Annotated in this window: 33 protein-coding genes, 2 tRNA genes and 1 pseudogene; 12 read left to right on the plus strand and 24 right to left on the minus strand. The window is 71.9% G+C overall.

Translation table 11 applies throughout. From position 1 onward, the window contains the following. Nucleotides 1-49: 49 nt before the first annotated feature. Nucleotides 50-610, plus strand: a complete 561-nt coding sequence (locus tag AFB00_RS03640) for a putative immunity protein (RefSeq protein WP_068796035.1) — start codon at nt 50-52, stop codon at nt 608-610. Here the strand turns inward: AFB00_RS03640 and AFB00_RS31290 are convergent. Then, nucleotides 607-1,504: pseudogene (locus AFB00_RS31290) on the minus strand (IS5 family transposase). The gene AFB00_RS03640 and the pseudogene AFB00_RS31290 sit on opposite strands and share 4 nt — an antisense overlap. Before the next feature lie 207 nt (nt 1,505-1,711). Beyond that, nucleotides 1,712-1,785: transfer RNA gene (locus AFB00_RS03655), tRNA-Pro, on the minus strand. 169 nt (nt 1,786-1,954) lie between these two features. Between AFB00_RS03655 and AFB00_RS03660 the strand changes: the two genes are divergently transcribed. From AFB00_RS03660 to AFB00_RS03670, 3 genes are all read left to right on the plus strand, one after another. Next, nucleotides 1,955-2,827: a hypothetical protein gene (locus tag AFB00_RS03660; protein ID WP_068796036.1), complete on the plus strand. Its 873-nt coding sequence runs from the start codon at nt 1,955-1,957 to the stop codon at nt 2,825-2,827. 93 nt (nt 2,828-2,920) lie between these two features. Then, nucleotides 2,921-3,613: a CHRD domain-containing protein gene (locus AFB00_RS03665; RefSeq protein WP_068796037.1), complete on the plus strand. Its 693-nt coding sequence runs from the start codon at nt 2,921-2,923 to the stop codon at nt 3,611-3,613. A 7-nt stretch (nt 3,614-3,620) separates the two neighbouring features. Beyond that, nucleotides 3,621-4,241, plus strand: a complete 621-nt coding sequence (locus AFB00_RS03670; RefSeq protein WP_083275953.1) for a class F sortase — start codon at nt 3,621-3,623, stop codon at nt 4,239-4,241. A gap of 7 nt (nt 4,242-4,248) precedes the next feature. On the opposite strand, the gene AFB00_RS03675 is transcribed toward AFB00_RS03670, so the two are convergent. Together AFB00_RS03675 and AFB00_RS03680 are read right to left on the minus strand one after the other, a co-directional pair. Continuing rightward, a complete protein-coding gene (locus AFB00_RS03675) occupies nt 4,249-4,899 on the minus strand; it encodes an anti-sigma factor family protein (protein ID WP_068796038.1) in 651 nt (216 codons plus the stop codon). Next, a complete protein-coding gene (locus tag AFB00_RS03680) occupies nt 4,896-5,471 on the minus strand; it encodes a sigma-70 family RNA polymerase sigma factor (RefSeq protein WP_083275954.1) in 576 nt (191 codons plus the stop codon). Before AFB00_RS03680 ends, AFB00_RS03675 begins: the two co-directional genes overlap by 4 nt. A 122-nt stretch (nt 5,472-5,593) precedes the next feature. On the opposite strand from AFB00_RS03680, the gene AFB00_RS03685 reads away from it, so the two are divergent. Beyond that, a tRNA-Gly gene (locus tag AFB00_RS03685) sits at nt 5,594-5,664 on the plus strand. Between the two features lie 83 nt (nt 5,665-5,747). Here the strand turns inward: AFB00_RS03685 and AFB00_RS03690 are convergent. From AFB00_RS03690 to AFB00_RS03735, 11 genes are all read right to left on the minus strand, one after another. Continuing rightward, the gene (locus AFB00_RS03690) at nt 5,748-6,881 is read right to left on the minus strand and encodes a tyrosine-type recombinase/integrase (RefSeq protein WP_068796040.1); all 1,134 of its coding nucleotides are present in this window, start codon (nt 6,879-6,881) and stop codon (nt 5,748-5,750) included. Next, a complete protein-coding gene (locus tag AFB00_RS03695) occupies nt 6,881-7,099 on the minus strand; it encodes a helix-turn-helix domain-containing protein (protein ID WP_068796041.1) in 219 nt (72 codons plus the stop codon). Before AFB00_RS03695 ends, AFB00_RS03690 begins: the two co-directional genes overlap by 1 nt. Next, a complete protein-coding gene (locus AFB00_RS03700) occupies nt 7,096-8,451 on the minus strand; it encodes a replication initiator (RefSeq protein WP_068796042.1) in 1,356 nt (451 codons plus the stop codon). Before AFB00_RS03700 ends, AFB00_RS03695 begins: the two co-directional genes overlap by 4 nt. Nucleotides 8,452-8,544: 93 nt before the next feature. Next, nucleotides 8,545-9,228 (minus strand): hypothetical protein, encoded by a 684-nt coding sequence (locus AFB00_RS03705; protein WP_231974206.1) that lies wholly within the window; start codon nt 9,226-9,228, stop codon nt 8,545-8,547. Next, nucleotides 9,225-9,440: a hypothetical protein gene (locus AFB00_RS03710; protein ID WP_083275955.1), complete on the minus strand. Its 216-nt coding sequence runs from the start codon at nt 9,438-9,440 to the stop codon at nt 9,225-9,227. The genes AFB00_RS03705 and AFB00_RS03710 overlap by 4 nt, the downstream gene beginning before the upstream one ends. Then, a complete protein-coding gene (locus tag AFB00_RS03715; RefSeq protein ID WP_068796045.1) occupies nt 9,440-10,882 on the minus strand; it encodes an FtsK/SpoIIIE domain-containing protein in 1,443 nt (480 codons plus the stop codon). The genes AFB00_RS03710 and AFB00_RS03715 overlap by 1 nt, the downstream gene beginning before the upstream one ends. A 104-nt stretch (nt 10,883-10,986) precedes the next feature. Then, nucleotides 10,987-11,178, minus strand: coding sequence for a hypothetical protein (locus tag AFB00_RS03720; protein ID WP_068796046.1), 192 nt, complete (start codon nt 11,176-11,178; stop codon nt 10,987-10,989). After that, on the minus strand, nt 11,179-11,529 hold the full coding sequence (locus AFB00_RS03725) for a hypothetical protein (RefSeq protein WP_068796047.1): 351 nt from the start codon (nt 11,527-11,529) through the stop codon (nt 11,179-11,181). A 4-nt stretch (nt 11,530-11,533) separates the two neighbouring features. Continuing rightward, a complete protein-coding gene (locus tag AFB00_RS32905; RefSeq protein ID WP_231974207.1) occupies nt 11,534-11,710 on the minus strand; it encodes a hypothetical protein in 177 nt (58 codons plus the stop codon). Nucleotides 11,711-12,049: 339 nt separating this feature from the next. Then, nucleotides 12,050-12,442: a hypothetical protein gene (locus AFB00_RS03730; RefSeq protein ID WP_068796048.1), complete on the minus strand. Its 393-nt coding sequence runs from the start codon at nt 12,440-12,442 to the stop codon at nt 12,050-12,052. Between the two features lie 114 nt (nt 12,443-12,556). Then, nucleotides 12,557-13,333 carry a GntR family transcriptional regulator gene (locus tag AFB00_RS03735; protein WP_068799983.1) on the minus strand — a complete coding sequence of 259 codons (777 nt, stop codon included), beginning with the start codon at nt 13,331-13,333 and terminating at the stop codon, nt 12,557-12,559. A gap of 76 nt (nt 13,334-13,409) precedes the next feature. Between AFB00_RS03735 and AFB00_RS03740 the strand changes: the two genes are divergently transcribed. Then, nucleotides 13,410-13,838: an NUDIX hydrolase gene (locus AFB00_RS03740; RefSeq protein ID WP_068796049.1), complete on the plus strand. Its 429-nt coding sequence runs from the start codon at nt 13,410-13,412 to the stop codon at nt 13,836-13,838. Here the strand turns inward: AFB00_RS03740 and AFB00_RS35975 are convergent. Next, complete coding sequence (locus tag AFB00_RS35975) at nt 13,835-14,356, minus strand: IS5 family transposase (protein WP_442965860.1); 522 nt, start codon at nt 14,354-14,356, stop codon at nt 13,835-13,837. The genes AFB00_RS03740 and AFB00_RS35975 overlap by 4 nt on opposite strands. Further along, the gene (locus tag AFB00_RS35980; protein WP_442965819.1) at nt 14,280-14,732 is read right to left on the minus strand and encodes an IS5 family transposase; all 453 of its coding nucleotides are present in this window, start codon (nt 14,730-14,732) and stop codon (nt 14,280-14,282) included. Before AFB00_RS35980 ends, AFB00_RS35975 begins: the two co-directional genes overlap by 77 nt. 372 nt (nt 14,733-15,104) lie before the next feature. Here AFB00_RS35980 and AFB00_RS33830 point away from each other — a divergent pair, with 372 nt between their 5' ends. After that, nucleotides 15,105-15,356: a suppressor of fused domain protein gene (locus AFB00_RS33830; RefSeq protein ID WP_197519737.1), complete on the plus strand. Its 252-nt coding sequence runs from the start codon at nt 15,105-15,107 to the stop codon at nt 15,354-15,356. A gap of 365 nt (nt 15,357-15,721) precedes the next feature. Further along, complete coding sequence (locus tag AFB00_RS03755; RefSeq protein WP_068796052.1) at nt 15,722-15,907, plus strand: hypothetical protein; 186 nt, start codon at nt 15,722-15,724, stop codon at nt 15,905-15,907. Nucleotides 15,908-15,979: 72 nt separating this feature from the next. Here AFB00_RS03755 and AFB00_RS03760 read toward each other — a convergent pair whose 3' ends face one another. Beyond that, a complete protein-coding gene (locus AFB00_RS03760) occupies nt 15,980-16,258 on the minus strand; it encodes a hypothetical protein (RefSeq protein WP_156819359.1) in 279 nt (92 codons plus the stop codon). Between the two features lie 146 nt (nt 16,259-16,404). Here AFB00_RS03760 and AFB00_RS03765 point away from each other — a divergent pair, with 146 nt between their 5' ends. The 3 genes from AFB00_RS03765 (at nt 16,405) to AFB00_RS03780 (ending at nt 19,485) form a co-directional block, all read left to right on the plus strand. Then, the gene (locus tag AFB00_RS03765; protein WP_068796054.1) at nt 16,405-17,235 is read left to right on the plus strand and encodes an HARBI1 family protein; all 831 of its coding nucleotides are present in this window, start codon (nt 16,405-16,407) and stop codon (nt 17,233-17,235) included. A gap of 818 nt (nt 17,236-18,053) precedes the next feature. Next, nucleotides 18,054-18,851 (plus strand): transposase family protein, encoded by a 798-nt coding sequence (locus AFB00_RS03775; protein ID WP_068796056.1) that lies wholly within the window; start codon nt 18,054-18,056, stop codon nt 18,849-18,851. 121 nt (nt 18,852-18,972) lie between these two features. Beyond that, complete coding sequence (locus tag AFB00_RS03780; protein ID WP_068796057.1) at nt 18,973-19,485, plus strand: ImmA/IrrE family metallo-endopeptidase; 513 nt, start codon at nt 18,973-18,975, stop codon at nt 19,483-19,485. Here the strand turns inward: AFB00_RS03780 and AFB00_RS03785 are convergent. The 6 genes from AFB00_RS03785 to AFB00_RS03810 form a co-directional block, all read right to left on the minus strand. Next, nucleotides 19,482-20,273 (minus strand): class I SAM-dependent methyltransferase, encoded by a 792-nt coding sequence (locus AFB00_RS03785; RefSeq protein ID WP_068796058.1) that lies wholly within the window; start codon nt 20,271-20,273, stop codon nt 19,482-19,484. The genes AFB00_RS03780 and AFB00_RS03785 overlap by 4 nt on opposite strands. Continuing rightward, a complete protein-coding gene (locus tag AFB00_RS33835) occupies nt 20,270-21,139 on the minus strand; it encodes a hypothetical protein (RefSeq protein WP_068796059.1) in 870 nt (289 codons plus the stop codon). The genes AFB00_RS03785 and AFB00_RS33835 overlap by 4 nt, the downstream gene beginning before the upstream one ends. A 117-nt stretch (nt 21,140-21,256) precedes the next feature. Further along, nucleotides 21,257-21,724 (minus strand): GNAT family N-acetyltransferase, encoded by a 468-nt coding sequence (locus AFB00_RS03795; RefSeq protein ID WP_068796060.1) that lies wholly within the window; start codon nt 21,722-21,724, stop codon nt 21,257-21,259. After that, on the minus strand, nt 21,712-22,332 hold the full coding sequence (locus AFB00_RS03800; RefSeq protein ID WP_156819360.1) for a TetR/AcrR family transcriptional regulator: 621 nt from the start codon (nt 22,330-22,332) through the stop codon (nt 21,712-21,714). The genes AFB00_RS03795 and AFB00_RS03800 overlap by 13 nt, the downstream gene beginning before the upstream one ends. 29 nt (nt 22,333-22,361) lie before the next feature. After that, nucleotides 22,362-22,979, minus strand: coding sequence for a DedA family protein (locus AFB00_RS03805; RefSeq protein ID WP_068796062.1), 618 nt, complete (start codon nt 22,977-22,979; stop codon nt 22,362-22,364). A gap of 24 nt (nt 22,980-23,003) precedes the next feature. Then, nucleotides 23,004-23,447, minus strand: coding sequence for a hypothetical protein (locus AFB00_RS03810; protein WP_068796063.1), 444 nt, complete (start codon nt 23,445-23,447; stop codon nt 23,004-23,006). A gap of 119 nt (nt 23,448-23,566) precedes the next feature. Here AFB00_RS03810 and AFB00_RS03815 point away from each other — a divergent pair, with 119 nt between their 5' ends. Next, a complete protein-coding gene (locus AFB00_RS03815; protein ID WP_068796064.1) occupies nt 23,567-24,664 on the plus strand; it encodes a winged helix DNA-binding domain-containing protein in 1,098 nt (365 codons plus the stop codon). The last annotated feature ends 66 nt before the right edge of the window (nt 24,665-24,730 follow it).

The following is a 24,730-nucleotide window of genomic DNA, read 5'->3' on the forward strand; positions in this document are numbered from 1 at the left end:
CGCACCGCGTCATCGCGGCGGGGCCAGCCCATCGCGGGAGGAGGACCACGTGCCGGACGACCCCGGGATCACGACGGCGGAGCTACGCCTGGTCACCCGGTTCACGCTCGGGTGCGCCGATCCACTGCTCGCCGTGTTCGAGACCGGGCACCCGGACGACGGGCGTCCCCGGGCCGCCCTGGACGCGGCGCGGCTGTTCGCCGACGGCGCGCCCCGGTCCCGGCTGCAGCGCGTCACCTCGCTGGACGCGCACCGGGCCGCGACGGCCGCGGCGGGCGAACCGGCGCGGTGCGCGGCCCGGGCCGCCGGTGACGCGGCGTCGTCGGCGTACCTGCACCCGCCGGCACAGGTCGCGGGCTGGACGTCACGGACCGCCCGGGAGACCCAGGTCGCGCACGTCCTGCGTCCGGCCGCCCTGGCCGCCCGGATCGCCGAGCTGGCGTCCGGTGACGACCGGGCCGTCGGTGACGCCCTCGTCGACGCGACGGCCCGGAGCGTCGCACCCGCACTGGCCCGCATCGTCGGGAGATATCCGCCGGTGCGGGCCGGCCGGGACCGGGTCGCGCAGCTGACGGCCGCACTGGACGCCCGGTTCCGGGCCCTCCCCTAGGGTGTGTCTCCCAATGCGCGGAGCCAGGTGACGATCGCCTTCAGGACGGCGCCGCCGCGGAAGGTCAGGGCGAGCTTGTCGTAACGGGTGGCCAGCCCGCGCCACTGCTTGACGTGGCAGAACCCGCACTCGACGACGTTGCGGTTTCGGTAGTCGACCGGATCGAATGCGGGCGGTCGGCCACCGCGTGAGCCCCGTCGTTTGCGGTGTCCCTGCTGGTCAGAGGGCTCCGGAATGACAGCGATGATCCGGCGCTCGCGCAGGTGCCGGCGGATCGCGCGTGAGGAGTAGGCCTTGTCCGCGCGCACGCGTTCAGGCCGGGTCCGGGGTCGTCCCGGGCCCGGTCGGGCGATGCTCAGGCGCGCCATCAGGTGCGGAAACATTGGCGAGTCGCCGCCCTGGCCGGGGCCGAGGAGGACCACCAGCGGGCGGCCGTGCCCGTCAACGAGCTGGTGGATCTTCGTCGACAGCCCTCCGCGGGACCGTCCCAGCGCGTGATCTGCTGGTTCGGCGAGCAGATTCGTGTAGTTCGATCCGGCCCCCTATGTCGCGCTTGAGGGTCGCGGCGTGCTGGTGGGCACGGATGATCGTGGAGTCCACGCTGACCGCCCACCCGAGCACCTCGGCGGCGTCGGCCTCGACCAGAAGAGCAGCCAGGATGTGGTCCCAGGTGCCGTCGCCGCTGTAGCGGCGGTGCCGCTTCCACAACGTCTGCCACGGCCCGAACTCGGCTGGGACGTCGCGCCAGGGAAGCCCGCACCGATACCGGTAGATGATCCCCTCGATCACCCGGCGGTCATCGCGGAACGGGCACCCGCGACGACCCTCGGAAGAGGGCAACAGCGGCGCCAGACGGGCCCACTGGACATCAGTCAGGACAGCGGTACGCGGCACCGATCAAGCATCGCGCACCCCGCTCCGCCTATCTGGGAGACACGCCCTAGGCCCCGAGACTGACTCGCCGGGCTACCTGCTCAAGGAAACGATGAACGGCAGGGGGACGTTCCGCGCTCAGGCCAACGAGTGCGAACTGTCCGACCATCGTCTATCAGACGCCTTCGTGCCTGGGTGCGCCGTGTGAACCAGGTGTCGATATCTCGGTCGGGGTGGCGGGATTTGAACCCACGGCCCCTCGCTCCCAAAGCGAGTGCGCTACCAAGCTGCGCCACACCCCGTCGTCGGCAGTCTAGCCCCGCCCCACCGTTGCGCCGCGACGACACCGGACCTCGCCGGGCGGCCCGCTCCTGTGTCCCGCGCGACAGCCCCGGGCCGTTGATCGCCCCCGCCCGGCTCCATAAGGTCAGGCTTGCCTAACCTAGTGCTCGCCGATCCATCGGAGCGCCCGTGACCCTGCCCCGCACCGAGCTCGAGACGTTGCTCGCCCACCGCGTCGGGTCCCGGCTCGACCTGGACGCCGGCTCCCTCGCCCGGCACCTCCCGCTGCTCGACGAGGTCATCGCGACCACCGCCAACGGCAGCGCCCTGATCAGCGACAACGCCCCGTACGCCGAGCCGAGTTTCGCCGGCGAGGCGTTCGCCGTCCGGCCGGACCGGGTCACCGTGCGGCTGTCCCGGTCGGCCGTCGCCGCCGTCGTACGCACCGATCCCGACGACGAGGCCCGCGAACCCGCCGGCCTCTGGCTGTTCGACGCCGACGGCGCGGCCGTGCACCGCGCGCACCTGGTGTCGGAGACGGCGCCGATGGTGCTCGACGTGATGGCGCTCGCCCCGCGTGCCGACCGTCCGATCCGTCCCAGGGCCGCCCTGCCGGAACCCGGCGACCTCGACCAGCTCGGCCTGCTCGACGCGATCCTCGCCGACGACGGTGCCCTGCTCGACCGGATCGCCCGGCCGTCGTCCGGGGTCACCGGGTTCCTGCCGGTCGTCGAGCTGCTGTGCCTGCTCTGCGAGCACGGCGTCCCGGTCACGACGGTCGTACCCAACCGGGGCTGCCTGCAGGCGTCGGTGGGGCAGGTGGACCACGTCGAGACCGGCGACGTCGTCGGCGTGCTGTCCGGTTCCACCCGCTACGCGTTCGGCCCGGGCGACGTCGACGCGGCCCGGGTCGTCCGTGTGCACGGTCCGCACGGCCCGGCGCCGACCGTGCTGCTGACCGGCGACGACGGTCGCTGCCTGCTCCTTCTCGGCCAGCTCGGGCTGCCCGCGCCCGGTGACGTGGAGTCATGGGAGCGGATGGTCGGCGACGTGTTCGGGTGAATCGGCCGATCATGTCCGGCCGGCGTCGAACGTGATCGGGACGACGTGCGTAGAGACGGGCATCGAGGATGATTCGTTCGGAAAGGACGACCGATGCGCCGTACCCTGCCCCGCCTGGCCGCCGTCACCGCTGCCGGTGCACTGACCTTCGTCGCCACCGCCGGTGTGGCCATGGCCCAGGAGACCGAGGTCCCGGAGCCGAGCAGCTTCACCAGCATGTACACCGTGTCGGCGAGCCCGGACACGATCATCAACAACGACAACGCAGCGGTGCCCGGCCAGCCCGGCGCGAGCGGCGAGATGAACTTCCGGATCAACAGCGACGACGAGGTCGTCTGCTACGACATCACGCTGCGCGGCGTGACCGGCGAGTACGAGAGCCCGGCGAAGACCGCGACGCACATCCACGAGGCCCGCGCCGGTGCGGCGGGCCCGCCGCGCCTGGCGTTCCCGAACCCGGCCGGCGACGGTGACGTCCGGACGTCGTCGGGCTGCCTGAAGGGCCCGTTCACCACCGGCCTGGAGCGCGACGGCCAGGACACCGGCACCGGGTTCTCGCTGGCCCAGATCGAGGCCGACCCGTCGGCGTTCTTCGGTGACACCCACACCGCCGACTACGCGGCCGGCGCGGTGCGTGGCCAGCTGATGGAGGTCCCGATGGGCGGCGTCGAGACCGGCGCCGGTGGCTCCGACGGCAACGGGGCCTACGCGCTCGGTGCCGCCGGGCTGGTCGCCGCGGCCGGTGCGGGGCTCGTCGTCGCCCGCCGGAGCCGTGCGCAGGGCTGAGCCGCCGGTGTCCGGACGGACGCACCTCCGACGCCCGGGAGCCCTGCTGCTCCCGGGCGTCGTCGTGCTGGTTCTGGTGCTCGTCGGCTGCGCCGGCGGTCCCGGGACGGCGCCGGTGCCGGCCGCTCCCACACCGTCGGCCCCCGCCCCGTCGATCCCCCCTCCGTCGGCCGGAGAACCGGTGGAGCCCGGGACCGTCGTCCCGACCTCGGTCAGCATCCCGGGGATCGGCGTCGAGGAGACCGCGATGGTCCGGCTCGGTGTCGCCGCGGACGGCTCGGCCGAGGTGCCGCAGGACTACGGCCAGGTCGGCTGGTTCGACCGCCGCGGCAACCCGGGGCCGACCGTCCTGATGGGACATGTCGACTCGCGCAGCGGTCCCGCGGTGTTCTTCGACCTGCGAGATCTACGTCCGGGTGACGAGATCGAGGTCGGTTACGACGACGGCCGCAGCGTCCGGTACGCGGTCGAGCGCACCCAGCAGGTCCCGAAGGACGCGTTCCCGACCTTCGAGGTGTTCGGCGGTGGGGGCACCGAGGCGCTGCGGCTGGTCACCTGCGCCGGCGAGTTCGACCGGGGCGAGCGCAGCTACACCGACAACCTGGTGATCCACGCCCGTCCCGGCTGAGCCGGCGTCAGAGCTCGCCGCGCAGCACCGTCGTCCCGCCGGCGTCGAGCACCCGGAAGCCGGACGCCTCCGCCCGCAGGACCGAGGAGTTGAGGTTGCACGTCATCGGGTCGGCGCCGGTCCCGACGAACTCGCCGGCGCCGACCTCCCGCCCGTCGTCCGCCTCGACGACGACGCGGTAGGTCGAACCGGACCGGAAGCCGTCCGCGTCGAGCACGATCTCGACGCCCCAGGTGTGCGGGATCGCGACCGCGCTCGCCGTGATCTCCGGTGCCATCGCCCGGACCGCGACCGGTTCCCGCGGGATGCCGTCGTGGTCCCCGATCGCGTATCCCGTCACCCCGCCCACGACGACCGCGACCGCGGCCGCCGCCGCGACCGGGAGCCACCGGGGCGCCGGGCGCCGCCGGGGTTCGGCACGGGCCGCCGCGAGGATTCGTTCGCCCAGGTCGGACGGGGGTACCGGCATGCTGTCCAGGTGCGCGGGATCCACTCCGCGCAGCGCCGGCAGCACCGAGGTGATTTCGGCCAGCTCGGTCCGGCAGTCCGCGCAGCCGTCGAGATGGGCCTGCACGGTGGCGGCCTCGTCCCGGGGTAGGCGCCCGATCGCATGGTCCCCGAGCGACTCGCGCAGGACCCGGTGTTCCTCCGGATTCACGGTTCCACCCCCATCTCGTCCATCGCCAGTCGCAGTGCCTTCAGCCCGTAGAACACCCGGCTGCGGATCGTGCCGATCGGGACCCCGGCCTCGGCCGCGATCTCCGCGTGCGGACGCCCGCGCAGGTACGCCTGGACGATCGCCTGCCGGTGCTCCGGCCGCAGGCGGCGCAACGCCTCCTCGACCAGCCAGGTGTCGACGAGCGTGTCGTCGGCGGGACCGACCGTGTCCGTGCCGGACTCCGGCGCGTCGGTGAGCTGGCGCCGCCAGGGTCGCACGGTCAGCCTGCGCAGCTCGTCGACGACGACGTTGCGCGCGATCGCGAACAGCCAGACCCGCAGGCTCGCGACCGACGGGTCGTAGGCGTCGGCCCGTCGCCAGGCCCGCAGGAAGACCTCCTGGACGACCTCCTGCGCACCGCCCTCGTCGCCGAGCTGACGCAGGGCGAAACGGTAGAGCTCGCCGCCGTGGGCGCCGTACGCGGCCCGCAGGCCGGTCTCGGTGTCGAGCGCCGGCTCCGCAGGGGGCGGGCCCTCGCGTCCGGCGGCCCGCAAGCCACGTCTGCGCGCCATCATCGGTGTCCGCAACCTCCCCCGCGTCCGGTACGACGATGTGTACGTAGCCGGGGGCGGAGAGGTTCATCGTGGCGTTGTGGGCTAGGGTGGACAGCGTTCGGTCGGTGACGGCCGGGCACGCGGGCGTAGCTCAATGGTAGAGCCCCAGTCTTCCAAACTGGCTACGCGGGTTCGATTCCCGTCGCCCGCTCAAGTGGTTCTACCAGCGGAAACGGCGCCCACTCCCGATCTTGGGAGGGGCGCCGTCGTCGTTAGCGTGCAATTAGCGTGCAATTAGCTGTCGCCATGCTCGTCGTGCTGGACCAGGTCGTTGAGGCGGCGCGCGATGGCGCGGTCCCGTTCGCTGGTGGCGTGCTGGTAGATCAAGGCGGCTCTCATCGAGCCGTGGCCCATGCGGTGCATCAGCTCCCGGGTGCTCGCCCCGGCCGTGGCCGCGAGGTGGTTGCCGGTGTGGCGCAGGTCGTGGAAGTGGAAGCCGCTCGGAAGGCCGGCCGCGACGACCGTGCGGGTCCAAGCGGTCGCGCGGTGAAAGTTGCCTCGGCGTAGCGGGCCGTCGCGGTCGCCGGTGAACACCAGGCCCTCCGTGCCTTCGTCGGCGTACTCGGCGATGTGCTCGCGCAGCTCGGTCACCAGCACGTCGGGCAGGGCGACGGTGCGGGCCCCGGCCACGGACTTGGTGGGCCCTGCTTCGATCTCTCCGTTCTTGTGCTCGGCCAGGCGCCGGTAGACGTGGATCGCTGCGCCGTCGAGATCGATGTCGCAGCGCCGCAGAGCCACCAGCTCGCCCCAGCGCAGTCCGGTGAACGCGGCCGCGAGAACGAGGACCCGGAAGCGCGGAGGCACCAGCCCAGCGAGCCGGTTGACCTGTGTGACCGTCGCCGTCGGTCGCTCCGGTGTCCGGTGCTGGCCCGCGCCCTTGATCCGGCACGGGTTGCGCTTGATCAGTCCGTCGTCGACGGCGGTGTTGAGGATGGCGCGCAGGAGCCGGTAGGCCTTGGCGGTCCGGTCCTCCGAACGTCCGTCGTTCAGGAGCGCGGACCGCCAGGACCGGACGCGGTCGGTGCTGATCTGGCCGAGTGGGTAGTCGCCGAGGTAGGTGGCCAGGTGCAGGGCCCAGAGGCTGGCGTACTCCTCGCGGGTCCTACGGCTGATCTTGTGCTCGGTGATCCACTGCTCGGCGAACTCGCGCAGTGGGATCTTGCCCAGAGCGGGGTCGGTCCAGTCGTCACGCAGCAGCTCGGCCTCGACCGTCGAGAGCCACTGCTCGGCCTCGCGCTTGCGGGCGAATGTGTCGGGTGCGGTTCGTCGTCGACCATCGGGGCCGAGGTAGGAGGCCTGGTAGCGCCCGGACGGAAGCTTCCTGATCAGGCCGAAGCGGCGGTGCCCGGGGCGGTTGCCGCGTGCCATCAGCTCACCTTCCGAAGCTGTCGACGCACGGCGGAGACGTCCACCGGCTCGATCCGTCCGGCCTGGACGAAGGCCTCCAGGTCGGTCACGCGGAGCCGGACGTGCCTGCCCATGTGGTGGAAGGCGATCCGACGCTCGGCGATCAGCCGCCGGACGAAGCGCACCGACGTGTTCAGGTAGGCCGCCGCCTCGGTGACGGTCAGGTAGTTCCCGGTCATGACGTCTCCTTCCGCTCTCGCGTAGTGCGCTGTTCGCGTCGTCGTTCGGCAATGCCGAGTGCGATCTCTCGTTCCGCGTCGTTGCGGTGCCCGATGTGGACGACGGCCCAGTCGTTGACCACCAGGACCTCGCCGGGCTCGGCCGGGGTGTCGAGGGCTGCGAGGGTCTCCCCGAGTCGGTAGGTGCGCCGGTCGCCGCGGATCGCCCCGAAGGTCGTGGAGTACGCGCGGGATTTGGTGAGGAAGTGGCCGCGGAACCCGAGCATGTGCGCCCACCTGCGCAGGTTCAGCCCGTCGTATTCCTCGCGCCCGCCGAGCTCCCACGCGGTCTCGATGAGCCGCCGGTGGTGCGGGGTGACGTCGAGGTGGTCGAGGTGGGCGATGTCGCGGATCGGGCGGTCGGTCGCCTCGCTCTTGCCGGTGCCCTTGGTGGCGTACTTGGCGACGTAGGCGGCGAGCGCGGCGTCAGTGATCTCCCCGTCGGCGTTCTCCAGAGCGACCGTGGTCGTGCTGGTGATGGGGCGGATGTCGACCTGGGTGCCCCACGCGATCGTCTGCGGGGTGCCATCGGGCCGGTCAACGGTCAGCGACACGTCGTGGGCGGCGTCCCGGATCGCAGCGTTCAGAGCGTCGGTGGTGATCCCGGCCGGTGGCGCGGTCCACGGGCCGTCGGGCCCGTCGAGGCGCACGACGGCGTGGAAGTGGACGAGCCCGCGGCGCTGATACTCCGCGACCTTGGCATAGGACAGCCGCGCGTGGTCACGGAAGTCGCGGACCCGGACGCCGAGTGCCTGGGCGAGCAGTCGGCGGAGGCGGATGGCGAAGCGGTTCCAGAGGACCCCGGAGTGGGCCTGCCAGAGCACCGCACCGACGTAGTCGTGCGACTCAGGGTCGAGGGCGCAGCCGATGCGGGGGTCGTCGCGGTGGTGCTTGTCGCCGCAGCGGCAAGGAACGACGAGCCCGCGGGTGGTGACCCGCCGGGTGTGGACCGGCCCGAAGGAGGGCGCGGTGAGGGTGACAAACGCCCGCGGGTGCCCGGCGGCGTGGTCGGGGACGCCCTTGCCGCCGGACATGCCGGAGCGGATCAGGTGGTAGGCGTCGGAGGCGTAGCGGTCCGAGCAGGCTGGGCAGACCGAGGCGCGGCGGTTGCCGCAGGGGGCGAGGATGTCGCCGCTGCGTTCGGCCAGGACCGCGCCGGTCGGGTCGTGGATGGTCGAGGTTCCGGTGAGGTGGATCGGGACGGTGCAGCCGCCGATGGCGGTGACCTTGGCGCGCCAGTCCTGGAAGTCCTCGGCGCGCAGGAGCCGGGACAGGTCCTCGTCGAGGGTGCTGGGGGCGTGGGTGAGCGTCATGGGTGTGTCTCCGCAGGCAGGTGTGGGGGTGGCTCCGGCCCCGCCGGGAGCTGGTCTCACTCGGCGGGGCCGGGCCGTCCCCTGGGGACAGGGTCAGTGCTCGTCGAGCCGGTACTCGTGCTCGATCTCGATCGGGCCTGCTCGGTAGCCGTGGCGGCGGGCGAGCATCACGGCACCGGCCCGGTAGGAGCCGGCCTGTCCGACGTCGTCGCCGTACTCGGTCTCGACGGTGTAGCGGCCGTCGGCCCGGCCGCTGCCCCGGTTACGCCCGTTGCGGATGATCGTTCCGGAGAAGTCCCCGCCGGTGCCGCAGGTGACCAGGGCCTTGCCTCGCTCGACGATGTCGACGCTGATCCGGCCGCTCGTCGGTGGCTGAGATGACGTGCGCACTGGGGTCCTCCGTCGCGGGATCGGGCGCAGGTGCGACCAGCGCAGCACCATGTCCCGGGTCGCCTTCGGGATCAGCACCGAGCGGGCCGGGCCCTCGTGGCCGTCGCAGTGGATGTGGTGGTTGCCGCCGAGCTTGAGGTGCCCGGAGCCGAGGAGTTGGATCACCGTGTCCCCGTCGTGGCGGGCAGCCGCCTCGGCGCAGCCGGGCCGGGTGGGGTCGGCCTTGAGGACCCGTCCGGTCCGCTCGACGATCAGGAATCCCGGGTCCTGTGCGGCGGACACGATCCGGGCGACCTCGCTCGGGTCCTGGGTTGTGGCCGGACCGGTGGAGTCGGTGCCGACCCGCGTGGGCTCACCGAACAGCGCGTCCTGGACGAGGTCGGTCACGGGGACCACCACCAGGTGGCGCGGGCCTCCCAGGACCACTCACGGGCGAGCTGGCGGATCACGTAGTACTCGGTGAGTCCGGCTCCGGCCAGCGCGATCCAGAACCATCCCGAGTCGCTTCCGAGCCACAGCCACACCCCACCGACCGCGAGTGCGAGCAGGAGCGTGATCTTCGCCCAGGTGCGCAGTGCCCATCCGGTCGTCGCGATCATCACGCGGCCCCCCGATCCGAGCCGTCCTCGTCGTCGTGCAGGTCGATGACCGTCGCGTCCGGTGCCGGGGTGCAGCGCTGCACGAGTTCGGTGATGTCGTCGTCGGAGACGAACGCCGCCCGGAACCGCACCGGCAGCCGGGTGCTGACGTCGACGACGAACCCGATCCCGGCGTGGCGGGCGTCGGCGGGGATCTCATCCGCGCGGGCACCCCGGTCGCGGGCACCGTCTCCGAGGACCATGTCGACGTGGCTGGCGCTGGTGACGCCGAGGCAGATCCGCTGGGTGAACAGCTCCCGGATGTCGAGGACGTCCTTGGAGGGCTCCTGCAGGTAGCCGTGGACGCTGAACAGTGACGCCCGACCCTGGGTCATCACCTCGGCCAGCAGCCGCAGGGCGTCGCGGACCAGGGAGCGGTCACCGTAGGCGGTGAGCATCGCCATCTCGTCGATGATCAGCAGTTCCACCGGCGTCGCGGCGCTGGGGGTGGCGGCGCGGATGCCGTGATCGCGCATGTCGTCCTGGCGGTCGCGCATCGCGTCGCGGAACTCGGTCAGCAGCTCCAACGCTTGGGCGCCGGTGGTGGCGTAGCGGTGGAACAGTGGTGCGCCCTGCTCGGTCTCCACTCCGCCCTTGAGGTCGATCATCCAGACCCGCACCACGCCGTCGCGCAGGCACGGGCCGACGCCGCGCAGGGTCGACCACAGCAGTGAGCCCTTGCCCGATCCGGATGCGCCGGCCACGAGCCGGTGCCCTCCGATCACCGGGGCGGTGAACGGTTCCCCGCGCTCGTTGTCCCCGATCTCGACCGCGCTCAGGTCGACGTCGCCTGTGTCGGCGGGGATCTCGGGGGCGGGGATGGTGCGGGTGAACGGCAACTCCCACTCGATGACGATCGCCACCACGCCCGGCGAGTGACGGGTGATCGACACCCGGTGCGCGATCAGCGCTTCGTACAGCACCGGTGCGTGTTCCTGCCAGAACGTGACGTCCTGGCCGCGGACCATCCGCACGAACACCGTGTCGATCACCGGGGAGTACGAGCGCACCCGCAGGACCCGCGGGATGAGGTGCTCCCCGGTCTGGCGGTGCTCGCGGGTCAGGCCGACGTCGGTCATCAGCCGGGTCCAGCGCGCACCGCGGTAGGTCGTCCAGCGCCGCCAGGTCGCCCGCAGCCACGGAGCCGCCCACCGGTCGAAACTCGCCGGATGGGCATGCCACCACGCCGTCACACCGGCGCCGCCGACAGCCAGGCTGACCGTCGACCAGAGTGGGCCGAGGACGAGGATCAGGCCGAGCCCGAGCAGGGCGACGGCCGGGAAGCCCGGGTGGCGGCCCAGCCACAACACGGCGGCCAGTTCACGACCGTTGGGCCGGGTCGTTCGCGTGACGTGACGTGCCGGGCCGTTGGCCACGGTCGCGCCGTGAGTACGCTTGTTCACTGCTACCAGTCCTTCGCCAGATGTGTCGGAATCGGTAGCGGGGCGCCCGTCGAATGGTTTCCGCCAAGAATCACGCTCGGCGGGCGCCCCACCACCACAGGGCACTACTTCTTCTGTTCGCGCAGCACGCCGCGGGAGGCGTCGAGCTGAACGGTCAGCACCGCGACATCGCGGGCCAACTGGTCGTGGGTGTTCTTGAACCCACCCGTCCGATACGGGATACCGTTCAGGGCGCGCTTGAGGTCGCGCATCGCCATGTCGAGGTACTCCACGGTCTGATCCACTGCCTTGGACATCTACTTCCTCCACTCCCGTGAGATCAGCTCCGCTTCCCACTTCTTCGCCGCCGTGGTGATCACCTCAAGCGACCGGTTCGCCTTCTTCGCCGAGGACGCCATCTCCTCGCCCGACACCCGACCCATCGCCGCGGTCGCGGTGTGGCCGGCCTTCGCCGAGACGCCCTTACCGGCCTTGTTCTTCGCCTTGCCCTGCTCGTCACGGGCCTTCGCGGCGAGTTGCTGGGCGTCGTAGACGGCGTCACCCACGACCTGTAGGGCCCGCCAGAACTCGCCGTACTTGCGCAGCGCGCGCCGGTTGACCTTCGGCAACGTCGTGATCCGGTCCCGCGGACCCAGGCTCAGAGCCACCGGTTCACACCCCCTTCCGGATCGCGATCTGCGCCAGCCGCAGCCCCTCGGCGACACCGGCGCGCCACGCCTGCTCGGTGGCGATCTCGGCGCCGACGGTGCGGATCCAGTCCTTGCGCTCCCGCTCGATCCGCCGCACCAACCGGCCCACCCCGGTGGTCGCCCTGGTCCTCGTCGTCACACCCACTGCTCCGTCCTCCCACTCACTGCCGCCACTGCCTGTGTCGCCGTCTCGGTCGCTGCCTGTGTCGCTGTCTCGGTGCGGGTCTCGCCCTCGCCGAAACAATTCGGGCACCGCCCGGTCGCCGAACACCTCTCGCACTCGATCCCGCCGACGGAATCGCCATAGCCGTCACACGCATCACACGCCCGGCTCCCGCTGCATTCACTACAGATCACCGGCATCACCACCCGATTTTGGGACACACCTGTCCTGTCTGAGTCATTCATCGGATTCCGGAGAATGCATGTCCGGAGCGCGAAAACGCTGCGCTATCTGATCTCGGCGCAGCGCTACGGGCTACTCGCCCTCGCCGTCCTTACCCCGACGGGCCGGAGCGGGGTGCATCGGGCGCAGCGCCTTCGCCTTGAACGCGACCCCCGAGATCGTCCGGCCATCCCCGGAGTCGATCGAGTACGGGTTGATCCGCGGCTCCACCAGCGCGACCCGCGCATCCTCCGGGAACCCCTCCCCGGGATCGGTCTCCAAGGTCACCTTGATCTCCTCGCCCTTCGGCGCCCGCTGACCCGGCTGCACCTGCAGCTTGGCGAACACCGACACCACGAACTGCATCACCCCGTCCCGATCGGTCACCGGGACCTCCGCGCCGTTCGCGTCCTGCCGAACCTTCGGCGCGGGCGGCTCCACCACCGTTATCTTGTAGCCGTCCAGCACCACCGGGATGTCACGCATGCCTGACCTCCTTATTGACTACCCCTTGACTGGACGTCTAGGGGAGTGATTACGACGGTAGCGCACGTCTAGACGAGTTGCAACGACCAGTTTGTCGGACCGGATCTATGCAGCTCAGCGGGCCGGAATCTCGTACTCAAGGACGTACGCGGGCGCGGCCTTGACGGTGTCGCAGACCTCGACCGGCCTGCCGGTCGTGTCGTAGGCCGTGCGCACGACGACCAGTACTGGAACCCCGTCCGGCAGTGCGAGGTGGCCCCGTTCGACGGAGGTCGGCATCCGTGCGGTCACCTCTTCCACGAAGTGGTCGAGGAGGTGACCTGCGTCCTCTAGGCGTGCGTAGATGCCGCCTGGCCCCGTGTTCGCTTCCAGGATCGCCGTGCCCTCAGCGATCGTCAGCGGTACGAACGACGTTGCGACCTCGATGGGTCGGTCGTCAGCCAGGTACCGCCGGGAGCGGACGGCAACTCGTTCGTCTTCCGAGAGGCGCAGCCGCTCGCGTACGTCGGCCGGGGGAGCGGCTTCGGTGATCTCGATCTGGTCGACAGACGGGCGCACCCCTGCCTTGTCTGCTTCCGCGAGGAACGCAGCCTGGCCAGCGTCACGATGCTTACGTGCGAACCGGTCGGACGCGAGTCGCCGGACAGGGGCAGGCATCCGGACGAACACACCACGACCGTGCTCCGCGACCACGCGCCCCTCGGTGCGTAGCTCCTGGATCGCTTGTCGGGCCGTCATCCGGGCAACGGAGTAGTGGCGGGTCAGCTCAGCTTCCGACGGCAGACGGTCCCCAGCGGTCAGCTCACCGCGGTCGATGGCCGCCCGCAGGTGATCTGCGATCTGGCGATACGGCGGCCGATCGTTGCTCCGGTCGATCTCTCCGAGCTGCACGAAGTCCCTCCACTTGTGTACTCGTGTAGACAAGTCGGTAGCGTAGCGTCTGCCGTCAACCGAGGAGGTGAGCGCCATGGCCGGCACGCCGCAGCACTCCGTCAGCGTCGCAGGGATCGTGGTGCGGGAGGACGGACGCGTCCTCGCCATCCAGCGGCGCGACAACGCCCACTGGGAGCCGCCGGGCGGCGTCTTGGAGTTGGCGGAGACCTTCGAGCAGGGTGTGTGCCGAGAGGTCGCCGAGGAAACCGGCATCCGAGTCGAGGCCGAGCGGCTGACGGGCGCCTACAAGAACCTTCCTCGTGGCGTCGTCGCGTTGGTGTTCCGCTGCCGAGTCCTCGGCGGCGAGCCCACCGCGACTGACGAGTCCCTCCGAGTGGACTGGCTGACCCCCGACGAAGTTCGCGAGTACATGGACCCCGCCTACGCCGTACGCGTCCTCGATGCGCTCACAGACACGCCCGCGTCCCGGGCTCACGACGGAGTTCAGCTCGTCGCGACCTAGGGTGTGTCTCCCAATGCGCGGAGCCAGGTGACGATCGCCTTCAGGACGGCGCCGCCGCGGAAGGTCAGGGCGAGCTTGTCGTAACGGGTGGCCAGCCCGCGCCACTGCTTGACGTGGCAGAACCCGCACTCGACGACGTTGCGGTTTCGGTAGTCGACCGGATCGAATGCGGGCGGTCGGCCACCGCGTGAGCCCCGTCGTTTGCGGTGTCCCTGCTGGTCAGAGGGCTCCGGAATGACAGCGATGATCCGGCGCTCGCGCAGGTGCCGGCGGATCGCGCGTGAGGAGTAGGCCTTGTCCGCGCGCACGCGTTCAGGCCGGGTCCGGGGTCGTCCCGGGCCCGGTCGGGCGATGCTCAGGTGCGCCATCAGGTGCGGAAACATTGGCGAGTCGCCGCCCTGGCCGGGGCCGAGGAGGACCACCAGCGGGCGGCCGTGCCCGTCAACGAGCTGGTGGATCTTCGTCGACAGCCCTCCGCGGGACCGTCCCAGCGCGTGATCTGCTGGTTCGGCGAGCAGATTCGTGTAGTTCGATCCGGCCCCCTGTGTCGCGCTTGAGGGTCGCGGCGTGCTGGTGGGCACGGATGATCGTGGAGTCCACGCTGACCGCCCACCCGAGCACCTCGGCGGCGTCGGCCTCGACCAGAAGAGCAGCCAGGATGTGGTCCCAGGTGCCGTCGCCGCTGTAGCGGCGGTGCCGCTTCCACAACGTCTGCCACGGCCCGAACTCGGCTGGGACGTCGCGCCAGGGAAGCCCGCACCGATACCGGTAGATGATCCCCTCGATCACCCGGCGGTCATCGCGGAACGGGCACCCGCGACGACCCTCGGAGGAGGGCAACAGCGGCGCCAGACGGGCCCACTGGGCATCAGTCAGGACAGCGGTACGCGGCACCGATCAAGCATCGCGCACCCCGCTCCGCCTATCTGGGAGACACGCCCTAGGTGAGTAACGGCCCCAGTCCAGACAACAAGGCCATCGCACGGGCGGCCGCCGCGGCGTTCGGCGGCACCTGGTCCGTCACCGCGTACGGCGACGAAGGCCGGCGGACGACGCTCGACCTCTTGTCCGCGACGGAGACGCCGGCCGACGGGCTGACATCGTTCTGCACGATCGGACTCTCGGACCATGCGATCCCCGGCGCGGTACGGCCACCCCTCGGTGTCGAGCTCGTCGGGACCAGCGACCGGGCCGAGTTCGGCGCCGTCCTCGCTACCTGCGGGGTTCTTCGTGATCAACGACGGGTGGGCCCCGGAGCCGGACAACGTGTTCCCCGACGTGGTGCCGGAACACTTCGAGAGCGTCACCACTCCGCACGTCCTCCTCGTTCCGCCCTACCTCTGGACCGGTCTCGACACCCTCGAGCTGTCCGGTAAGACCGCAGCTTTCGTCATGGCGGTGCCGATCACCGAGCCGGAGCGGCGGTATGTCGACGAGCACGGGGCGGACGCCCTCGCCGATCGTCTGGAGGACGCCGACCCTGACATCGTCGATCTCTGGCGGGCATCGATCATCTAGGCAGTGGGTCCGTACGGCAGTCCGCTCCGGCGCAGGCGCCGACTGCCTCCGCCTGTCCACGGCCGCAGGCCGGCGCATCACCCGAGGACGTCGATGACATCTGGTCCGGAGCACGACAACCCCTCCGGTTGGCGGCTGCGCGTCATGGCCGCAGCGCTGACGCACGTGACCGGCGAGGTCTCGCCACTCCTTCCGGACGGCGTAACCGCCCAGGCCACCGGCGTGCGGATCGCCGTCCGGTCCGCGCGAGGGGCGGAACCGCCACGCGTCGTCGAGATGACCGACGTCGACGTCCCGGCGACGCGGTATCCACCTCCGACGTCCCGGCCGAGGCCTCGCTCCGGGCGCTCGATGCACTACAGGAGATGGTCATCGACCACCTCCACCGGAGCTGGCCGGACCTCGCCGGGCCGGGCGGGGGCCTGCACCCGTACGCGCGCCGGGCCGGCGATCACGTGGAGATCGGCTACGTCGACGCCTCCGGAACGGGCCGGATGCTGGCGCCCTTTCCCGTGCCGCCGGAGCCGGAGCGGACCGTCGCCGCAGGGTGAGCCCCGCCGGACACCCGACTTCCGAGACCCTGTGAGCCCCGGCATCCGGCCGGGACTCGCCCGGCTCCCTGGCTAGGACTTCATCCAGGCACACGCCCCGGAGAACCTGACGATCTCGCCGTCCTCGACCGTCACGATTCCGGGACCGTTCATGTTCTTGTTGGCGATGACCGCGTCGAGCGTGCCCGAAGCGTCCCTGGCTCGCTCGTAGTAACAATTCGGGAGAAGTGTCGACCGGTCGGGGCCATCTGTCCTGTACGTGCCCGCCTCGATGTCCACACCGACCTCGTATATCCCGTCGGTGAGGGCGCCCTCCGGAACGGACGGCGCCGGCGCCGTCGGGGTGAGCATCCGGCTCGGGAGCACACTGAGGTGTTCTCAGTAGTGGTGGTCGTTCCGCTGCGACACGCCGAGGGAGTGGAGATGTCTAGGACATGGGGCAGGGCCCCGGTAGAGCAGTTGGTCGACCAAGATCAACGAACTCTCCGAGGCCCCGCATGTCCGATCCTGTCACCTACACCGCTGTCCTCCCGATCGGGGAGCACACCGTGGCCTACCTGGCTCGGCTTCTGGCCGCTCAACGCTGTCGCCGCGGTACCCGCCCCCGGCGGCGGGCGTTGACCCCGTTCGCCCAGGCAGTGCTGGTGATCCGCTGGTTCTGCGACGCCACCCGGGTCCGGCACCTGGCCCGCGACAACGCGATCAGTACCGCGACCACCTATCGCTACCTGCACGAAGGCATCGACGTCCTCGCCAGCGCCGCACCCGGGCTGCACGGTGCCCTGCTCGCCGCCCGCCTCGCCGGACACACCCACGTTCACCTGGACGGCACCCTGATCGCCACCGACCGCTGCCGCGCGCTCGGCCCCACCGCGGGGGTCGACCTGTGGTGGTCGGGTAAACACCACCGCCACGGCGGGAACGTCCAGGTCGTGTCCGCCCCGGATGGATGGCCGCTATGGACATCCCCGGGAAGACCCGGGCGCGAACACGACGTGACCTGTGCCCGAGCCCACCCCGGTCTGCTCGAAGACCTCGATCACTGGATCGATGATGACCACGCCGCGCTGGGCGATCTCGGCTACGAAGGTGAGGCCCACCGACTCACCGTGCCGATCAAACCCATCCCCGCCGGCGGCCGAACAGTCGATCAGCGCACCGTCAACAGCCTGCACTCAGCCACCCGAGCACTCGCCGAACGAGCAAACGCCCTGCTCAAGACCACCTTCGCAACGCTACAGCGAGTCACCCTCTGTCCCTGGCGCACCGGCGCGATCACCGCAGCCGCGCTCGTGTTACTCCACACCGAATACGACCGCACAACATGATCACCACGCTACTGAGAACACCTCACTCTGCGTCGGGGCTGGAGCAGACGCCACAGACACCGAACCGGCGCTACCGAGTGCCGCGACCCAGATCGAGCAGACCAGGAGTCCGAAACGCGGAGAGCACGGTTCCCGTGACAGCCATACCGGAGTTGGTGGCGGTGCCCCGACGCCACCGGACGATCCCGACGATCCCGAACACGAGGCCGAGGATGACCAGCGGCCACGCGATCACGCCGATCAGCGGGACGAGGGCGAACAGCGCCCCCAGGATTCCGAGGATCAGAGCGGTCGTCCCCGGACCGTTCCTGGGCGGCGGACCGTAGGCCGGATGGAACTGTCGGTGCGAGGGGTACGTCATCTCGGTCTCCCGCCTTCAGGTCCTGGACAGGGCGTCGCCGGAGACGGACTCGCTGCTACGGCGCGGCCGGGGGATCAGAACCCGGTCCGGCACCTGTTCGGGGCGTTCCGCCCAGCAGTGTGGTTCTCCGGCGTAGCCGAGAAGTGCCATTCTTCCGAGCCAACCAATCGCCGCCAGAGACCCCAGCACGACCAGAAGCATCCTCACGCCCGTCACGAACCCTTCGAATTGTCGGATGTCGTCTGGCTTGTCGACCTTTCCCGCGCCGTCATTACCGGCACTCATCAAAGTTGACGAGTCGGATGCGACCGGGAGAGAGCGCGGTCACAGTGAGCCTTTGCCAACCTGGTGTTCGGGCTCGTCAGGGCGGCTACGGCGTGGCGTGCCCTCGGATGGGTGAAGCTCCTGGTAGACGGGCGATTGCTGAGATCGAAACCGTCCGACCAGGAGCTTCAAGGTGCTGTCCTACCCGTCCGGGATGACCGTGTCCAGCCGTGCCCTGCACGTACTCTCTGACGCGCTGCGCGCGCACCGCAACCAGCGGGCGACCCGGTGGCGGAAGCTGACGTGCGGCCGCCAGGCCCTGCTCGTGGTCGCCCACCTGCGCAAGGGCGAGACCTACACCGACCTCGCCTGCGGTTTCCGGGTCGGGACCTCGACGGTCTACCGCTACCTGCGCGAGGCGATCGAGCTGCTCGCGGCGATGGCCCCGACCCTGGAGCAGGCGATCGACGTCGCCATCGGGAAAGCGTTCGTCATCCTCGACGGCACCCTGCTGCGCATCGACCGCGTCGGGATGGCCTCGGGCTATGACCGCGGGTTCTACTCCGGCAAGCACAAGTGCCACGGACTCAACGTCCAGGTCATCGCCGACCCCGCCGGCCAGCTGGTGTGGATCTCCCCGCCGCTTCCCGGAGCCCGCCACGACATAGGCGCCGCCCGCGAGCACGGCATCATCGACGCCCTGACCGAGCACCGGATCCGGGCGGCTGCCGACACCGCATATCAGGGCGCCGGCCCGACGGTCGCGGTCCCGCACCGGCGGCGACGCAAGGACCCCGACACCGGCCGGTTCCGCCCGCTGTCGCACAACCAGCGCGAGGTCAACGCCGCTCACTCACGCCGCCGCGGACCCGGTGAGCGGGTCAACGCCGAGCTGAAGAACTGGAAGATCCTCCGCAAGATCCGCTCCAGCCCGAACCGGGCCGGACAGCTCATCGCCGCAGTTCAGACCCTCATGATCGTCAACACCTGACCAGGTTGGCAAAGGCTCAGTGGCTGATCCAGACCATCTCCGGACTGGACGACGCGCGCGACGGCCGGCCCCCGGGCGACGCCGACGGCGCCTGACGTCCCGGACCGGACGGGACCGATCCGTGCGTCTCCCTCCCCATCACCGCATCACCGCGGCCGACCGCCGGGGCGCCGCCCGCTTCGTGCGCGACATCCGGCGGACCGCCGGCGCGAGGCGGCACTACGCCTCGATCGACGAGCTGGTCGCGTGGTGCGAGCCCCTGGTCGGGCCGGTGACGATCGTGGAACGCACGCACCGGCAGTGGATCGACGAACCCGGGACGCTGACGACCGGCGTGTCGTTCCTCCGCGGCCCGGCCAGCACCGACGTCATCGTGATCCGGGACGACCTGGACGGCCTGCACCGGGCCCACGTCATCGCCCACGAGCTGGGGCACCTGCTCGGCCGGGACTACGTGGGGCGGTCACCGGGCGGCCCGCTGCGCGACTGCACGCACGGGCACCCCGGCGACGGGACCGTGTCGCTCGCGACCCCGGAGGAGCGGCGCGCGGAGGCCTTCGCCGCACTCGCCTGCACCCGGCTCGTCGTGCCCGTCCCGGTGATCGCCCGGCGCCGGTTCGACTGGGCCGGCTAGACCCGGCGCGGACCGGCGCGGCCACGGCCGGCTCGGGCCGGGGCGCGCCCCGTGACCGTGAGGAGGATCTGCGGGACGCTCCAGGTGGCCGGGGACTCCGCGTGGGCGTGGAACGCGGCCAGATCCGCCGGCGTGACCCCGGCGAGCCGGTCCTCCACCCGCCGGACCAGTGGCGCCCAGCGATCGACGCCGGGACCGCCGCCCAGGCGCGCGGGCCGGGCCCGCAGGTCGACGTCGGTCAGGCCCGCACCCAGGAACAACCCGGGCAGGGCCGGGGCGAACGTGAACGCCAGGCCGTCCGCCTCGGCGACCGCACGGTAGGCGGCGAGCACCCGGGCCACCGGGCCACCACCGCCGAGGTCGAGATGGACCGGATCGGTGACGACCAGGTGCCCGCCCGGGACCAGCCAGTCCGCGAGCCGGGTGCAGACCGCCTCCCGGTCCGGGAGGTGGGAGAGCACGAACCGGGCGTGCACCAGCGCGAACCGCGTGGGCGGGGTCCAGTCCTGCACCCGGCTGCGGACCGGGCGGAGGTTCGCCGGGCGGCGGTCGGCGGCGGGCAGCAACGCCAGGTCCGGGTCCAGCGCCCAGACCCGGATCGCCGGCCGTCGCCGGGCCAGCTCGATCGCGACGGACCCGGTGCCGCACCCCACCTCCAGGACGTCGCACTGCCCGCCGTCCCGGGGCAGCACCTCCTCGAGGGCCGCGACCGTCCAGTCGTCGGTCGCGCGGGCGACGGCGGCCAGGCGGACCCCGTCGTCGCGGCCGCCCGAACCGATCCCGCTCACGCCCCGTGCCGATCGCCGGGGGTCGCCGGGGTGCCGGACACACCGGCGGCGAGGTCGTTGTCGGAGACCCGCACCGACAGCCGGTGGACGGCCTCGTCCGGCGCCTGCCACCAGGCCCCGGCGACCGCACGCCATGCCTGCGGAGCCGTACCGGGACGCAGCCGTCGTTCCTGCTCGACGTGGCGCCGGTACAGCGCGGTGAGTGTCCGCCGGGCGGTCCGGAGGGTCAGTACCTGCGCCGTCGCGGCCGTCACCAGCGCCACGCTCGTGGCGTACACCGTGGTCGGGAACACCACCGCGGACGCGGACGCCCCGATCCCCCGGTCCCCCGTGACCTGCACCGCGCCCAGGAGGAGCCAGAAGACCGTGGAGGAGACGAACGCGGCGCCGAACACCGTCAGTCCCGCGGCGAACAGCCGGTCGGGTGTGCCCCACGCGACGACCGCGTGCCGAGCGATCTCGGCCGCCGCCCACGCGCTCGACACGACGTGGACGACGGTCAGGATCCACCAGTAACCCGACGTCCACGTCACGTCGAGCGAGGCGATACAACCGACCGGACTCGGATTCTCGACGGCCGCGAGAACGAACAGGGCCGCGGTGCACAGGGCTGCGGCACCACCGAAGAACGCCCAGTGGATACGGTTGCGCTCGACGACACAGGCGAGGACCGCGAACGCCGAGAGCAGGCCCCACACGTTCATGAACTGGTTGCACGAATACGGCGACCGGGTCAGCTCGGCGAGTGCCCGACCGATAGCCGGGACGTAGACGGTCTGGGAGAGGACGAAACTCGTCGTGGCCCAGAAGACCGGCCCGCGAGCGGCGCGGCCGAAACCCCACACGACCAGTCCGATCCAGCTCACGACAATGGCGATCGTCAGCAACGAGAACTCCCCGGTGATTACCCGTACGTGCCGTTCACACGCCCCGGGGAGGATAACGCGTCGCGTCGCGCGAACACCGGTATTCGGCGAACACCCCTACTCGCCGCGGAGCGGTGACCCGTCGCCGGTATCTGCCGCGGGGCGCTCCATGAAGACGTCGATCTCGTCCTCGGCCGTCACCACGAAACCGTGCCGGTCGTAGAGCACGCGCGCCCGGCTGCCCTGCAGGACGTTCAGCCGGAACGGCCGGGGATCGACGTCCCGCAACACCCCGCGCAGGACCTCGCCGCCGATCCCCCGCCCCTGCAACGCCGGGGCCAGGTAGAAGTGCTCGATCCAGCGCGCGCCGGTCTCCGGCCGCACCGCGACCGAGCCGGCGTCCACGCCGTCGACCAGGACGATCCGGGTGTGCGCCGGGACGAAGCCCGACCGGAACCGCTGCCGTACCCGCACCGGGTCGAAGCGCCCGAGCCGTTCGAGGTCGGCGCGCAGGACCACCGCGCGCAGCTCGGCGAGCCAGCCGGCGTCACCGGGCTCACCCGGGCGCAGCGTCACCGGCGGCACGGCTGCTCCCGGGCGCCGGGCGGCGGGGCGATCCGGTCCAGGACGTGGTGCAGCGTCCGGCGCGCCCGTTCGACCGGGGCGCCGTAGAGCGCGACGTCGCCGCCCAGGCCGCGGGCCAGCGTCCACAGTGCGAACCCGTCGATCTCCGGGTCGGTGCCGGGCGCGGCCCGCCCGGACGCGACGGCCTCGGCCACGACGCGCACGGTGAGCGCGAGGATCTCCTCGTCGCCGTCGGTGAGCACGTCGGCCATCTCCTCGGTCACCGCGCGCGCCGCGAACGCGGAGTGCACCCGGATCGCGTCCCGGGTCTGCGGGTGCTCCCCCAGCAGCTCGTCGAGGATGGCGACCAGGATCGTGCGCTCGTCACCGGCGGACCCCTCCAGGCGCTGCCCGATCCGGCGTTCCATGTACCGGTGGGAGAACCGCAGGCCGTCGAGCAGCAGATCGTCCTTCGTCGAGAAGTAGTACTGCACCCGCCCCATCGACACGCCCGCCTCGGCCGCGACCGAGCGCAGCGACACCGCTTCGACCCCGCCGTCGGAGACCAGGCGCCAGACGGCGGCCGCCAGCTGCTCGCGCCGGGCCTCGTGGTCGGTGGTCCGTGGCACCCGGCGAGCGTAGCAATGCGTTCGCATTGTCAGGAGCGGGCGGCCCGCCGCGCGCGTGCCGTACGGACGACGGTCCATCCCACCGCCACCGCCAGCGCACCGAGCAGTACCCAGGTGAGGATCTCCTGCACGGAGACCAGCCCCGCCGCGACCGCCGAGCCCGCCACCAGCAACCGGCCGAGCCCGAAGGTGGCCAGCGCCCACGCCGCCGCCACCGGGACGCTGACCAGCAGGAACCGCGGATAACGCAGGCTCGGTCCGGCCACCCGCGGCACGAGCGTCCTGGCCACCGCGAACCACTGCCCGAGTGCGAGCGCCACGACCGGGCGGGCCTCGGCGAGCCGCAGCACCCGCCGGGCCGGCGGCGGGACCCGGGCACCCCCGCGCAGCGGTCCCGCACCGGCGCTACGCGCCCGCCAGTAGCCGAGGCTGGGCCCGGCGACCGCCGCCGTCACCGCCGCCGTCACCGCGGCGGGGCCGGGCACCGCACCCGTCCCTGCCAGCACACCGAGCCCGACGGTCACGCTGATCCCCGGCAGCACGACCCCGACGAGCAGCCCGGACTCCGCCACCAGGACCAGCGCCGCCACGACCAGCACCCCCGGGCCCAGCAGGTCCGCCGCGGCGGACAGCGCGTCGGCGATCACCGGCGGGTCACCGCACCACGGCCGTCATGTCCGGGCCCCCGCCGTCCGGCGGCGCCGCACCGCCGACGTCACCAGTACCGCCACGGCCGCCAGCACCAGCGTCCCGACCAGCGGCAGCCCGAACAGGATCGCGATCCCCCCGCCGATGTTCGCGTCCGGGGTCGCGGCGGTCACGAGCCGTCCGATCCCGCCGAGCAGGACACCGGCCGGGACGAGAAGTGCCGCGGCACCGATCCCGGTCGCGCCGGTCCGGCGGGCGGTCACCGCGGCCAGCGCCACGAGCAGACCGATCGCCAGCACCCCGCCGACGTGCTCGAGCGCGACCGGGACCTGCGGCGCCGCGACGATCGGGGTGCCGGGCCCGGGGCTGCTCAGGTCACCCACCAGGTACCAGGTGACGACGGCCGCGGCCGCGCCGGCCGCACCCACGATCGCCGCCGTCGTCCGGGTGTGCGTCTCGTGTCCCATCGGGTCCTCCCGTCGTGGTCCACGGACCACCATGGACCGCGCATCCTTCCAGCACCTCCGTGGTTCCACGGAGGCCACCGGCGTTGCCGGGCACCAGCGCCGTCTGCTGTGCTCGGCGCATGACGACGGTCCTCGACCGGCAGGCCCTCAACCGGGCGACCCTGGCTCGCCAGCACCTGCTCGAACGCAGGGTCGCCGGGACCACCGCCGCGGAGGTCGTCGGCCACCTGGGCGGGCTCCAGGCGCAGGAACCCCGCGAGCCCTACACCGGGCTGTGGTCCCGGATCGCCGCGTTCGACCCGGCCCCGGCCTCGGCGGCGCTGACCGACCGCACCCTGGTCCGGACGCTGCTGATGCGCCGCACCGTGCACCTGGTGACCGCCGACGACTGTCTCGCCCACCGCGCGCTGCACCAGCCGATGATCACCCAGCGGACCTGGGGCGCCCGGAAGGCGGACCTGGCCGGGGTGACGCCGGAGACGCTCGCCGAGGCCGTCGCACCGTGCTTCACCGAGACCCCGCGGACCGGGGGCGAGGTAGCCCGGCTGGTCGCCGCCCGGTTCCCGGACGCGGCGCACGCCGCGCTCGCCGACGCCGCGGTGTCGGTCGTCCCGCTCGTCCAGGTCCCGCCCCGCGGCACCTGGGACGGCGCGGGGCAGGCCCGGTTGACGACGGTGGCCGCATGGCTGGGCCGGGACCCCGACCCGGAGCCGGCGGCCGAGGAGCTGGTGCGCCGCTACCTGCGCGCGTTCGGTCCCGCCGCGTCCGCGGACCTGCGCGCCTGGTGCGGGCTGACCGGGCTGCCCGCGGTCCTCGCGCGGATGCGGCCCGAACTGCGGACCTTCCGTGACGAGCGGGGCCGGGAGCTGCTGGACGTCCCCGACGCGCCGCTCCCCGGCCCGGACGTCCCGGCGCCGGTGCGGTTCCTGCCCGCGTTCGACAACGTCGTGCTGGGGTTCGACGACCGGAGCCGGGTCATCGACGACGCCCACCGCGGGCTCAGCGTCGCCGGCGCCCGCTTCGTGCTGGTCGACGGCCGGGTCGCCGCGACCTGGGCCCCGTCCGGCGGGGACGGGGCCGACGGCACCGACCTCACCGTGCAGCCGCTGCGTCCGCTGTCCCCGGCCGAGACCGACGACATCGTGGCCGAAGGGGAGCGACTGCGGGAGTTCCGCGGTGGCGGGGCACCGGGCCGGGTCCGGGTCGCCACGGTCTGAACCGAGCGGCACGTCCTCCCGGTGATCGGCCGGCTAGCTGGAGGCCGCACGAGAGGATCCGCTGGT

The organism is Pseudonocardia sp. HH130630-07, assembly GCF_001698125.1.
GTDB lineage: Bacteria > Actinomycetota > Actinomycetes > Mycobacteriales > Pseudonocardiaceae > Pseudonocardia.